Below are 12,628 nucleotides of genomic sequence, written 5' to 3' on the forward strand. Positions count from 1 at the left end.
CGTAGGGCCGACGGTAGGCGGCGAGTAGGTCAGATCCTGGCCTATAAGGCCCGGCTGACGGCGCACTATCCTCGGTCCGTCCAACAAAAGCGGTACGGGGGGAAGGCGCGCGGCGATGGAGCAGCTGGCACCAGGGGATCCACAGCGCATCGGCGAGTACCGACTGCTGGCCCGCCTAGGCGCGGGAGGCATGGGCCAGGTCTTCCTCGCCCGTTCCGACCGCGGCCGCACGGTCGCCGTCAAGCTCGTACGCCAGGAACTCGCCGAACAGGAGGAGTTCCGCAGCCGCTTCCGCCAGGAGGTACGCGCGGCGCTGCGGGTAGGCGGCGAGTGGACCGCCCCCGTCCTCGACGCCGACACCGAGGCCCCGATCCCCTGGGTCGCCACCGGCTACATCGCCGGGCCCGCCCTGCACACCGTCGTCTCGGGCGAGCACGGCCCGCTCCCCGAGCGCTCGGTCCGCATCCTCGCCTCCGGCCTCGCGCGCGCCCTGCAGAACATCCACGCGGCAGACCTCATCCACCGCGACCTCAAGCCGTCCAACATCCTGATCACCATCGACGGCCCCCGCGTCATCGACTTCGGCATCGCACGCGCCCTGGAAACGGTCACCGACGGTGGCCTGACCCGCACCGGCGCGCTCGTCGGCTCCCCCGGCTTCATGGCCCCCGAGCAGGTACGCGGCGACCGCGTGAGCGCCGCGTGCGACATCTTCTGCCTCGGCTCGGTCCTCGCGTACGCGGCGACCGGCCGGCTCCCCTTCGGCTCGGCGGACAGCGGCGTGCACGCGCTGATGTTCCGCATCGCGCAGGAGGAGCCGGACCTGGCGGACCTCCCCGAGAGCCTGCTGGATCTCGTACGGGACTGCCTCGACAAGGACCCCGAGGCCCGCCCGACGATCGAGCAGATCCTGGAACGCACGGCCTCCGACGCGGACCCCGAGCCCTGGCTGCCCGGCGCGCTGATCGCCCAACTCGGCCGCCACGCGGTCCAGTTGCTGGAGGTGGAACAGCCCCCCGCGGCACCGGCGCAGCAGCCGCCGACGATGACCTCGGTGAGCGTGGACGCCCCGAAGCCGCCCGTGCGGATGCCCACACCCCCGCCGCCCCTGCCCATGGCGTACAGGCACAACAACTACACCTACGGCTCCCCCCAGCAGCCCGGTTACGGCTACCCCCAGCAGCCCCAGCAGCACGGTCCCGCCCCGCACTTCCCCACACTCCATGCCCCCGCGCCCCCGCGGCGCCGCGGCACCATCGCCCTCGTCGCCGTCGCCCTGCTCGTCGCGGTCGCGGCAGGCACCTCGGTCTACGCGTTCTTGGGCGACATCGGCAAGAAGAAGGCCGCCGACGATCCCAAGCCGGGACCGACGACCTCGGCACCGGCCACCTCGGCGACACCCGGCCCGAGTACGTCCTCCTCCCCGCCCCCGACCCAGGACGGCAGCGTCCCGCAGGAGTACGTCGGCACCTGGCAGGGCTCCTTCGACACCGCCGACGGCAGCAACACCCGCGTCATGACGATCACCCAGGGCGCGACGGGCGAGACGGTCATGACCCTGTCGGGCACCGGCCCGAACTACGACTGCCGCTGGTCGGCCACCCTCCGCGCCCCGGGCCCGCCGCTCGAACTGGGCCCGACCCAGGTCACGTTCGGCGACCCGAAGCAGTGCTCACCGGGCCAGTGGAGCCGCCTGGACATGCCCGACGACACCACGATCGTCCGCGAGCTGGTGGGCTCGGGCGGCGCGCCGATCACGTACACGAAGCAGGGCTGAGACCTCAGCCCCAGCTCGCGCTGTAGAAGCTCCGGAAGTTCCTCCGCTCCTGGGCCGACAGAATCCAGCGGGCGCCCACCAGTCCGACCAGACTCGCGCCGATGACGACCAGCCCGGAGCCGAGACTTCCGAAGTCCGTGATCCCGGTGATCCTCCTCGATCCGTCTGCCACCCCCGAAGACCCGGGCGACCCCGGCGGGACGGCTCCGGCCGCCGATGGGGCGGGGTCGGCCGGGCCGCCCCCGCCACCGGAACCCGGATCGCCGAGCGACAGGCTTACCCCGAGGGCCTCCAGCGCCTTGGTCGCCGGCTGGAAGAACGTCGTGCCCCCGGTGGTGCAGTCCCCGTTGCCGCCCGAGGTCACGCCGAGCGCCAGACCCTCCGAGAACAGCGGGCCCCCGCTGTCGCCGGGCTCGGCGCAGACCGTGGTCTCGATCAGGCCGGTGACCGTGCCCTCGGGGTAGTTCACCGTCGCGTTCAACGCGGTCACCTCTCCGGAGCGGAACCCCGTGGTGCTGCCGTTGCGGAAGACGCGCTGACCGACGACGGGATCGGCCGCGCCGACGATCCGCACCGCCCGGCCACCGCCGATGCCCACGATGTTGGCTCCGTCGGGTGGGTTGCCACTCTCGTACCGCACAAGGGAGAAGTCAGCGCCCGGGAAGGAGCCGTTCGTCGTGGTACCGACCAGCTGGTCGCCCTGCCGGTCCTGGAACCAGGTGGTGCCGACGGGGCCGCAGTGCCCGGCCGTGAGTATGAAGGTGTTCTGGCCATCGGTCACGTTGAAGCCCGCGGTGCAGCGGCCGTCGCCGGAGAAGACCGGGACGCCGCCGTTCACCCTGGTGGTGAACGTGCCCTCGGTCCGTTCCATGTGGACGGACCCGCCGATCCCCTCGGCGACGCCGGACATGCGCGACCAGTCGTCGGAGGAGACGGTGCTGTCGGCGCGCACCATGACCCTGTTGGACGCGTAGTCCACCGCCCAAGCGGTACCGGCCACCCGGGGCGCCGCACTCAGGGCCTCGGTGGCCGAGCGGAGTTCCCCCATGCTGTAGCGCACGACTTCGGCGCGCGCCCCCGCCTCCCGTACCTCGTCCGCCGCGTCCACGTCGGTCACTGCGACGACCGGGCGCCCGTCGGCCCCCATCCAACTCCCTGCGGTACGGGAGGCGCCGAGCCGCGAGACCAGACTCGCGACCGGGTCGGCGGACGGGTCGGGCGGTTCGCCCGCCATCGCGCTCGAGACCATCAGCCCGCCGCAGACCAGTCCGCCGACGGCCGCCAGCCGGGCGATCCGCTGGAGTTTGCGTCGTGCGTGCCTCATACGCGGCCCCAAGGTCGTACCGACATGGCGTAACAAGCCCGTGGGCCCCTGAAACCAGGGGCCCCCACACTCAGTACGTACCGCCCCGCCGTCCTGTTCACCCCGCGTCGGAGTCGGATCGCGCAGGACGCCCGTCGGGGTCAGCTGAGCAGCGCTGACGCGGCATTACGCAGGAGCAGCGGGTGTACGAACCGGTCCGCCGTGGTCGGCGGGAAGCGCCAGGACAGCGGCCAGGTGCGGCCGCGAAGGGCGGGCACGGGGATGTAGCTCACGTGCGCGGGGCCTGAGTTGAGCCGGGTCACGCCACGCGGCCAGGGCCGGTGGGAGGTAGTCCCTGCCGGTACGAGGAAGTAGACCGACCGCCGCCCGTACGCCTCGATGACGACGGGCCCGGGGTCACCGCCGGTCAGCTGCTCCAGGAGGTCGGCGAGACGACGGCCATCCTCGTCGTCTACGCGTACGGCGTCGAATTGCACGCCTGCCTTACGGAACTGGAATCCGGAAGCCGGAATCCAATCGAGGTTTAGTTGGCGACTTTGCGTATCCACAAGGACAGTCTGGGTGACCTTGGCTAGCGTTTTCCATGACTGCGAGGAGGGGGTCCGGCATACGTTGACCTGCTCGAACTCCCTTTGCGATGGGTCGAATTCGGCGGGGACTGGTTGAGACCGGTTGAGTCCGGTTGAGTCGAAGCGGTGATCGTAAATGGCACGTGCGGAGAATAAGGAAACTGCGGGTCCGGCGACGCGCCTGGTGGCGAATGTGGCGCGCAATATGCGGGTGCAGAAGGGATGGACACAGGAACAGCTGGGCAACGAAATCGGCTTCACGGGCGCGGCGGTGAGCGCGATGGAGACGTGCGCGCAGCCCGCGAGCGACCAGATGCTGGTGGAACTGGAGAGGGTGCTCGGGGGTGGGACGGGGATCTTCGAGGAGGCGCGGACGCATGTACGGCTGGACAAGTACCCGGCGCAGTTCAAGAACTACGCACTGCTGGAGCAGAAGGCGGTGGGGCTGTGTCTGTACGCGACGCTGGTCGTGCACGGGCTGTTCCAGACGGAGGAGTATGCGCGGGCGCTGATCGGGGGCGGGTACCCGCCGCTGTCCGAGGGGCGGGTGGAGGAGCTGGTCGAGGCGCGGATGGCACGGAAGGCGCTGTTAGAGCGGGAGCCGGTGGCGCTGATCGAGCTGGTGCTGGAGGAGTCCGTGCTGGGGCGGACGATCGGCGGCGAGGAGGTGATGCGCGGCCAGATGCGGCACCTGGCGGAGTGCGCGAAGAAGCGCAATGTGACGCTCCAGGTGCTGCCGCTGGACTGCGGTCTGAGCGGCGAGTACGCAGGCGCCTACGGTGAAATGAACTTGGTGGAGACCCCGGAACACGACCGCCTGGTGTATCTGGAGCCCCAGGAGGAGGGCCTGCTGATCACCGACCCCGCAAAGGTGAGCACATACGCCCAGCGCTATGCGAAGATCCGAGCACAGGCCCTGGGTCCTCGTGAATCGCTGGGCCTCATCGAGCGGTTGGCAGGAGATCGGCAATGAACAGCACCCTGCGGTGGTTCAAGTCCAGCTATAGCAGCCCTAGCGGGGGCGACTGCATCGAAGTGGCCTTCGACTGGCGCAAGTCCTCGTACAGCAGCGACAGCGGCGGCGAGTGCGTCGAGGTCGCCGCCTGCCCCCACACCATCCACATCCGCGACTCCAAGCAGGCCGACGGCCCCACCTTCGCCATCGCCCCCACCACCTGGACGAACTTCCTCGACTGGGCGAGCTGAACCCGTACGGAGGAGAAGCCATGACGATGACGGGCACAGCGGTACCGGGTCCGGCGGGTCTGCCGTTACTGGGCTCGATGTTCGAGCTCAAGCGGGACTCGCTCGGCACCTTCCTCAACGCACAGCGCGAGCACGGAGACGTCGTCAGGATCACCGCGGGCCCGCCCGGGCTGCGGGCCGAGCTGTACGCGGTGTTCTCCGCGGAGGGCGCCCAGCAGGTGCTGGCGACGAAATCGGCCAACTTCCGTAAGGACAACGCCTTTTACCAGGAGGTCCGGGAGTCGTTCGGCAACGGTCTGCTGACCAGCCAGGACGACGACTACCTCCGGCAGCGGCGGCTCGTGCAGCCGCTGTTCACGCGCCGCCGGGTCGACGGCTACGCCGACGCCGTCACCGCCGAGACCTCGGCCCTGCTCTCCACCTGGCGCACCGCCCCGGACGCCACGGTCGACGTCGTCGACGAGACGACCCGGCTCACTCTGCGGGCGGTCGCCCGCATCCTGTTCGGCACGGACGTCGAGGCGGCGGTCGACGTCGTGCAGCGCTGTTTCCCGATCATCGGGGAGTACACGCTCACCCGCGGCTACTCCCCCGCCAACTTCCCGCGCAGCTGGCCCACTCCCGCCAACCGGCGGGCCGCCGCCGCGATGGAAGATCTGTTCGCGGTGTGCGACGGGATCATCGAGAAGCGGCGCACGGAGAGGGACGCGGCGACGGGCGAGGATCTGCTGACGCTCCTCTCCAAGGCCGAGAGCGCGGAGGACGGGACCCTCGACGCGTCCGAGATCCGCGACCAGGTGCTGGTGTTCCTGCTCGCGGGGCACGAGACGACGGCCACGTCGCTCGCGTTCGCGCTGCATCTGCTGGCCCGCCACCCCGAACAGCAGGCGCGGGCGCGGGACGAGGTCGTACGCGTACTGAACGGACGGACCCCAGGGGCCGCGGATCTCGACGCACTCCCGTATCTGACGCAGGTACTGAAGGAGGCGATGCGGCTCTATCCGGCGGGTCCGGTCATCGGCCGCAGGGCGGTCGCGGCGGCGGAGGTCGGGGGGCACACGATCCCGGCCGGCGCGGATGTGATCGTCGCGCCCTGGGTGACGCACCGGCATCCGGGGTACTGGGACGATCCGGAGCGCTTCGACCCGGAACGCTTCACGCCGGAGCGGGAGAAGGAGCGGCCGCGCTACGCGTGGTTCCCGTTCGGCGGCGGGCCGCGGGCGTGCATCGGCCAGCACTTCTCGATGCTGGAGTCGGTGCTGGCGCTGGCGATGATCCTGCGGGAGTACGAGCTGGACGCGGTCGACGTCGATGTCCCGGTCGACACGGGGATCACCCTGCGAGCGGCGGGCCCGGCGCGGTGCGCGCTGCGGCGGGTGGGCGGGACGCCCGCCTGACGCGGAGGTGCGGGGCCCGGGCGTGATCCGGGCCCCTGCGCCGCTTCACGCGCCCGCCCCACGCCCCGCCACCCTCCGCACGACGCGCAGCAGGTACTCCTCGCGGTTGAGCGGGTCGTTGTCCGTCCGCGGCCGGGCCGGAGTCGTGCCGCGGACCGGCTGGTAGCGGTCGAAGGCGCATTCAAGTACGCCCTCGCCACGGGTCAGCCCCGGCAGTTGCTGCTCCAGCGCATGCACGCGGGCCGCCGGAATCGCACCCTCCAGCAGGCACGACGCACCCCGGACGTCCTGCGTGTGCGGAACGGCGCCCAGCCGGGCCAGCGCGGACACAATCGGCCCCAGCACGTCCGCCGGAGCGTCGAGCCGGAAGTGGTGCATCGGCTCGTACACCCTGGTCCCGGCCTGCTTCAGCGCGCTCATCAGAACCAGCGGCGTCAGGTTGCGGAAGTCTCCGGCCGTGCTCGACATGCTCTTGTCGAAGATGGCGTGGGAGTGGCTCTGCCGCGGCCAGTAGCCGGAGTGCGTCATGGTGACCGTGCAGTCGGTGACCTCCCAGCCGTAAATCCCCTGGTGCAGCGTCTCCTTGACGGTTTCCTCGACTGCCTTGAAGAACGCGTACGGCATCGATCCGAGCTCGACCTCACGCCGGAATTCGACGCCGCTGCCGACCGGAGCCGGATCGATGCGCAGGCCGACGGTTCCGAGAAATGGATCGAGGTCCTTCTCGTAGCCCGAACCGGTGCCGATGGGCCGCTCGATGCAGATGGTCGTCGTCTCGCGGAATGTGACGTCGATGCCGAAGTCGTCGGCCAGCGTTGCCTGGATGACTTCCTTCTGCACTTCGCCGTAGAGCGAGACGGACACTTCTTGGCGAATGTCGTCCTGCCGCAGGTTGATCAGCGGGTCCTGTTCGGCGAGTTGGGTCAGCGCGAAGTGCAGCGCGCCTTTCTCGGCCGGTCGGGAGGGAACGACGACCGTTTCCAGCGTCGGCGGCGCGAAATAGTGACGCGTACCGGTCCTGCCTGATACGCCGATCTCATCCCCGATCCGGATATCGCCGAGTCCCCAGACCTTGCCGATCTGCCCCGCGGTGACCGACTCACGCCGGACGGCCGAGCCCCGCTCGAAAACGCTGATCGCGGTGGCCTTGCCCTCGTCGTCACTGCGGAATTGCAGCCGATCGCGGATTCGTACGGTCCCCGAGAACATGCGCACGTACGCGATCTTCTCCCCGGCCGGACCACGTTCGACCTTGAAGACCGTGCCCGAAACGGGGCCGTCGGCGTCGCCTTCCGTCGCGGGCAGCAGTTCCCTGACACCGGCGATCAGCGAATCCACGCCCGCGCCGGTGATGGCTGAGCCGAAGTACACCGGGTGCACCAGGGCCTGCCCGGTCTGGGTCGCCAACTCGCAGCGGAGGCGGGCGTACGAGACGGTCGTCTCGTCGTCGACGTACGCGGCGAGAAAGGCGTCGTCGTGGTCGGCGAGCAGATCGACGAGACGGGAGGTGAAGGCGGCGTCGGCTTCGGTGCAGGGCGTCCAGCGGGCGCTACGGGTGCCGAGTTCGTCGGCCGATCCCATCGGGAGGGACGCCGGGGCGAGCTTCTCGGAAATGCTCCGCAGGACGGGTTCGTATTGAGCGCCGCTGCGGTCGATCTTGTTCACGAAGATGAGGGTCGGAATGCGGAGTCGCTGGAGCGTCCGCATCAGCACGCGGGTCTGCGCCTGCACGCCCTCCACGGCGGAGATGACGAGTACGGCGCCGTCGAGCACGCTCAGCACGCGTTCCACCTCGGCGATGAAGTCCGGGTGGCCGGGGGTGTCGATGAGATTGACGGTGATGTCATCGATGACGAAGGACACGACGGCGGACTTGATCGTGATGCCGCGTTGCCGTTCCAGCGCCAGGGAATCGGTCTGGGTGCTGCCGTCGTCGACGCTGCCGATCTCGTCGATTACACCGGCGGTGTGGAGGAGCCGCTCGGTCAGGCTTGTCTTACCGGCGTCGACATGCGCCAGGATTCCGAGGTTCAACGTCCGCACGAAGCGTCATGTCCTTTAGGTGGGTGGAAATTACCTGCTGGGTGGACATGGACGTAGTGCGCATTGAGGTCTCCTCCTGGTGGTTCGGCTGTCGCGGGGAGTACAGCGGATGGCTGCCGGGGTGGGCAAGCGATTTAATGGCCGGTGCGGGACCGGGCTCGAGCCGGTCCCGCACCGCGTACTACTCGACGATCCGGATCGTCCGGATGCCAGTGCCCCGGTACCGCGAAGGTGCCCGCGTCAGCACGGGCCGACCGCGAGGCCACTCGACGGACGGCCGCGCGAGGTGCAGCGCGTGCGCGCTGCTCCAGTCGTTCTCCGCCTTCTCCGGGGCGTCGCCGTCGGCGTCAATGCGCAGCTGCTTGCCGACCGCCATGGCTCCGGCGAAGTCGAGCGCCGTGATGTCCACGGACGGCAGCGCGCCGATGTGCTCGGCCACGCCTGCGCGTTCGGCCTCTGCGGCAGTCAGGCACAGGGCCGGGATGTAGACGCGCTGCGCCGGGTTCTTCTCGGCCTCGGTGACAAGGCGCGAGGCCATGCTGTTGCCTGCGCCGAGCGCGAGGGCGGCGGTGTCGTCGAAGACGACGGCACGCGGCAGCGGATACTGCTTCCGGGCCGTCACTGGATCTCCCCGATCCGTCCGGCCTCAAGGTCGGCCCACAGCTGCTCGCCGGCCTTCTCGTCCTCCTCCGTGTACGGCCTGCCGAGGAAGTGCTCCTCGACGTACGCCTTGGTCTCCTCGTACTGCTTCTGGAGCTCTTCCTTGGTGGGCGTGGCACCCGCGAGCTGCGCGACCAGGTCGCGCATGGTCATCCCGCGCTCGCGAGCGAGCTCCAGCAGACGGTCACGGACGGCAGGGTCGACCTTGATCGTGGTGTCAGCCATGGTCACAGTATACCGTCGGTATACCACTTCCGGGCGCTCTAATGCGATGGTCACGACGACCTTCCTTCAGTAGGGGTACGTGCCAACGGACTATGCCAGCGCCCGAGTTCAGCTGCCCGGCCCATCGAAGCCGTTCACCCCCAGGGTGACCTCAGGACGAACATCCGGCATCGGGACCAGTAACCCGCTCCCACACCCCCCCGCTGCCCTCCTACCGTTGCCGCCCGCCAGGCAGTGCAGGGGGAGTGCGAGGAGAAGAACCCGTGGAGTGGCTCAGCGCCGAGAATGCCGTGGCCGTCCTCACCGCCGTACTCGGCATCCTGGCCTCCGGGGCCGTGCTCTGGTACGAACGCCGGGTGCCGCGGCGCAAGCGCATCGGGTACCGGGTGCAGCTGGACACCCCGATCGGCAGCAACGTACGCAGCGGGCGGCCCAACTTCCGGCTCGGGCTGTTCAACGAGACACCGGAGATGTCCGACGCCACGCTCGTACTCCTACGCATCGAGAACGACGGCTCACAGAGCATCGCCGACAACGACTACACCGGGCGCGAAGTCCACGGCCTGACCGCCGAGTTCACCGACCGCACCATCCGCGCCATCGCCGTCACGCAGCCGCTCGGCGCCGAGCATCTGATGGACCATTTCACCCCCGCCGCGGGCATGCGGCACAGCGGCAGCACGATCTATCTGCCGCGCGTCCCGCTCAACCGCGGGCAGCACTTCAAGCTGCTGGTGCTGCTCACCGGCGCGGGCGTCGGCAGCGAGATCACCGTCACCGGCGGCATCCGGGACGGCCAGGTGATGCCGAACCGTTCCATCACGCCCGACGACAAGCCGCCGCAGTTCAGCAGACCCGCGCGGCTGATCACCGTGCTGCTCACGGCCTGCGTCATCACGCTCGCGTCGATCATCGTCGTACGGGACGACACCCGGCCCCCGATCGGCTGCGCCAAAGGCACGCTGACGCTGACCGGTTCGACCGCCTTCGCGCCGGTGGTGAAGGAGCTGGCGAAGAAGTACGAGAAGGACTGCGAAGGCTCCACCGTCATCGTCGACGCGCACGGCAGCACCGCCGGGATAAGAGCGCTCGCGGAGGCCGGCGCACAGGCCAAGAACGGCTCCCCCGCGCTGATCGCCCTCGCCGACGGGCCCAAGCCGGGCGGCTATCCGCAGCTGCGCGAGAACCGCGTCGCCGTCTCCGTCTTCGCGCTCGTCGTCAACGACCGGGTGCCGGTGCGGAATCTCTCGGCCGACGAGATACGCAGGCTCTACCGCGGCGAGATCAACAACTGGAACCAGCTGAACGGGCCCGATATGCCCGTGCTGCTGGTCAGCAGGGACGCCAACTCCGGTACCCGCGAGGTGTTCCAGCGCCGGGTGCTGCGGCGGAACGAGCCCGCGAACTCCTCGCGCGACTGCGAGAGCAAGGACGACGGCGAGGCCAAGGTCGTACGCTGCGAACTCGACAGCACGGAACAGGTGCTGAACACCGTGGCCCGGCTGCCGGGAGCGATCGGCTACAGCGAACTGCGGGCCGGGACCGGGCTCAAGGGGCTGCACCGGCTGAACATCGACGGGGAGCCGCCGTCCGTGGACGACATCGGCGAGAGCGCGTATCCGTACCGGGAGATCGAGTACGCGTACACCTACGGCCAGCCGCCCGCCGACTCGCTCGCCTCAAGTTTCCTCGGCTACATGAGCCGGGGGAACGGGCAGGACGTCATCCGCACGCACGGCCATCTGCCGTGCGCGACGCCGAAGGGGCTGCGGATCTGCGGCGAGGGCTGACCGGACGAGCTCGAACAGCAACCGTTCAAGCTCGTCCGGACAGCCGACCGGCGTGGTCGACCAATCTGGCCGACCGGCCCAGGGCGTGTTTTAGAAGTCCCGCCTGCCCCGCGACGCCTGGCACGCACACTCGCGATGTTGTCGGAGTCGCCCAAGTACGCCCAGTACGAGGGCGATCCTCCGCCTTGCGATTGCACGCACCAGACGCCGCGGGGCCCGCCCTTCGGGCGGACGGCGCTACTTCTAAAACACGCCCTAGTCGAGGAACGAGTTGATCTCGATCGTCTCGGTACGGCCGGGACCGACCCCGATCGCCGAGATCGGCGCGCCCGACATCTCCTCCAGCGCCTTCACATAGTCCTGCGCGTTCTTCGGCAGGTCCGCGAAGGTCTTCGCCTTGGTGATGTCCTCGGACCAGCCCGGCAGCATCTCGTAGACCGGCTTCGCGTGGTGGAAGTCGGTCTGGGAGTACGGGAGTTCCTCGACACGCCTGCCGTCGATCTCGTACGCGACACACACCGGGATCTGCTCCCAGCCGGTCAGCACGTCCAGCTTGGTGAGGAAGAAGTCGGTGAGGCCGTTGACCCGGGTCGCGTAGCGCGCGATGACCGCGTCGAACCAGCCGCAGCGGCGGTCGCGGCCGGTGGTCACGCCCCGCTCGCCGCCGATGCGGCGCAGCGCCTCACCGTCCTCGTCGAAGAGCTCCGTCGGGAACGGGCCCGCGCCGACGCGGGTCGTGTACGCCTTGAGGATGCCGATGACCCGGCTGATCTTCGTCGGGCCGACGCCGGCGCCGGTGCAGGCGCCGCCCGCGGTCGGGTTCGACGAGGTGACGAAGGGATACGTGCCGTGGTCGACGTCGAGCAGCGTGCCCTGGCCGCCCTCGAAGAGGACGACCTTGCCCTCGTCGATCGCGTTGTTCAGGATCAGCGTGGTGTCGGCGACGTACGGCTTGATCTGCTCCGCGTACTGGAGCATCTCCTCAACGATCTTGCCGGCCTCGATGGCGCGGCGGTTGTAGACCTTGGCGAGGAGCTGGTTCTTGGACTCCAGCGCCGCCTCGACCTTCTGCTCCAGGATCGACTCGTCGTAGAGGTCCTGGACGCGGATGCCGGTGCGGTTGATCTTGTCGGCGTAGGTCGGGCCGATGCCGCGGCCGGTCGTGCCGATCTTCCGCTTGCCGAGGAACCGTTCCGTCACCTTGTCGAGAGTGACGTTGTACGGAGTGATCAAGTGCGCGTTACCGCTGATCAGCAGCTTGGACGTGTCGATGCCACGATCGTTCAGCCCGCTCAGCTCGGAGAGCAGAACCGCCGGATCCACGACGACGCCGTTGCCGATGACCGGAGTACATCCCGGCGAGAGGATTCCGGAAGGGAGGAGATGCAGCGCATACTTCTGATCGCCCACGACGACCGTGTGGCCGGCATTGTTGCCGCCCTGATAGCGCACTACATAATCCACGGATCCACCGAGCAGGTCGGTGGCCTTTCCCTTGCCTTCGTCACCCCACTGAGCACCGAGCAGCACAAGTGCGGGCACAGGCGTACACCCCTTCCGGGCGGGGCAAGACCAAGGTCAGGGGGCCTGAGCCGTGCCTGAGTCTTCGGACCGGTTGCCCCGGAATAGACGAAGCC

The 12,628-nt window shown here is 69.1% G+C and carries 11 protein-coding genes; 5 read left to right on the top strand and 6 right to left on the bottom strand.

All coding sequences use genetic code 11. The annotated features are described in order from the left end of the window. The first annotated feature begins 115 nt into the window (after window positions 1–115). Entirely contained in the window at window positions 116–1,777 is a 1,662-nt protein-coding gene (locus QFZ67_RS17735) for a serine/threonine-protein kinase (protein ID WP_307662059.1), read from the top strand. Between the two features lie 4 nt (window positions 1,778–1,781). Here the strand turns inward: QFZ67_RS17735 and QFZ67_RS17740 are convergent, their stop codons facing one another. Both QFZ67_RS17740 and QFZ67_RS17745 read right to left on the bottom strand, forming a co-directional pair. Further along, window positions 1,782–3,101 (bottom strand): S1 family peptidase, encoded by a 1,320-nt coding sequence (locus tag QFZ67_RS17740; protein WP_307662060.1) that lies wholly within the window; start codon window positions 3,099–3,101, stop codon window positions 1,782–1,784. A gap of 140 nt (window positions 3,102–3,241) precedes the next feature. Continuing rightward, complete coding sequence (locus QFZ67_RS17745; RefSeq protein WP_307662061.1) at window positions 3,242–3,649, bottom strand: hypothetical protein; 408 nt, start codon at window positions 3,647–3,649, stop codon at window positions 3,242–3,244. Window positions 3,650–3,806: 157 nt separating this feature from the next. On the opposite strand from QFZ67_RS17745, the gene QFZ67_RS17750 reads away from it, so the two are divergent. Genes QFZ67_RS17750 through QFZ67_RS17760 form a run of 3 tightly spaced genes read left to right on the top strand, consistent with a single transcriptional unit; the run spans window position 3,807 to window position 6,273 of the window. Beyond that, window positions 3,807–4,643 (top strand): helix-turn-helix transcriptional regulator, encoded by an 837-nt coding sequence (locus QFZ67_RS17750; RefSeq protein ID WP_307662062.1) that lies wholly within the window; start codon window positions 3,807–3,809, stop codon window positions 4,641–4,643. Then, window positions 4,640–4,876, top strand: coding sequence for a DUF397 domain-containing protein (locus QFZ67_RS17755; RefSeq protein ID WP_307662063.1), 237 nt, complete (start codon window positions 4,640–4,642; stop codon window positions 4,874–4,876). Before QFZ67_RS17750 ends, QFZ67_RS17755 begins: the two co-directional genes overlap by 4 nt. Before the next feature lie 20 nt (window positions 4,877–4,896). Then, complete coding sequence (locus QFZ67_RS17760) at window positions 4,897–6,273, top strand: cytochrome P450 (protein WP_307662064.1); 1,377 nt, start codon at window positions 4,897–4,899, stop codon at window positions 6,271–6,273. 45 nt (window positions 6,274–6,318) lie between these two features. Here QFZ67_RS17760 and QFZ67_RS17765 read toward each other — a convergent pair whose 3' ends face one another. The 3 genes from QFZ67_RS17765 to QFZ67_RS17775 all read right to left on the bottom strand — a co-directional run bounded on the left by QFZ67_RS17765 (window position 6,319) and on the right by QFZ67_RS17775 (window position 9,201). After that, window positions 6,319–8,316: a translation factor GTPase family protein gene (locus tag QFZ67_RS17765; protein WP_307662065.1), complete on the bottom strand. Its 1,998-nt coding sequence runs from the start codon at window positions 8,314–8,316 to the stop codon at window positions 6,319–6,321. Between the two features lie 181 nt (window positions 8,317–8,497). Beyond that, window positions 8,498–8,938 (bottom strand): hypothetical protein, encoded by a 441-nt coding sequence (locus QFZ67_RS17770; RefSeq protein ID WP_307662066.1) that lies wholly within the window; start codon window positions 8,936–8,938, stop codon window positions 8,498–8,500. Then, window positions 8,935–9,201: a hypothetical protein gene (locus QFZ67_RS17775; protein ID WP_307662067.1), complete on the bottom strand. Its 267-nt coding sequence runs from the start codon at window positions 9,199–9,201 to the stop codon at window positions 8,935–8,937. The genes QFZ67_RS17770 and QFZ67_RS17775 overlap by 4 nt, the downstream gene beginning before the upstream one ends. Window positions 9,202–9,464: 263 nt before the next feature. Here QFZ67_RS17775 and QFZ67_RS17780 point away from each other — a divergent pair, with 263 nt between their 5' ends. Continuing rightward, on the top strand, window positions 9,465–10,991 hold the full coding sequence (locus QFZ67_RS17780; RefSeq protein ID WP_307662068.1) for a substrate-binding domain-containing protein: 1,527 nt from the start codon (window positions 9,465–9,467) through the stop codon (window positions 10,989–10,991). A 255-nt stretch (window positions 10,992–11,246) separates the two neighbouring features. Here the strand turns inward: QFZ67_RS17780 and QFZ67_RS17785 are convergent, their stop codons facing one another. Further along, window positions 11,247–12,533, bottom strand: a complete 1,287-nt coding sequence (locus QFZ67_RS17785) for an adenylosuccinate synthase (protein ID WP_307662069.1) — start codon at window positions 12,531–12,533, stop codon at window positions 11,247–11,249. Window positions 12,534–12,628 lie beyond the last annotated feature (95 nt).

Origin of the sequence: Streptomyces sp. V1I1, from assembly GCF_030817355.1 — a bacterium.
Taxonomy (GTDB): domain Bacteria; phylum Actinomycetota; class Actinomycetes; order Streptomycetales; family Streptomycetaceae; genus Streptomyces.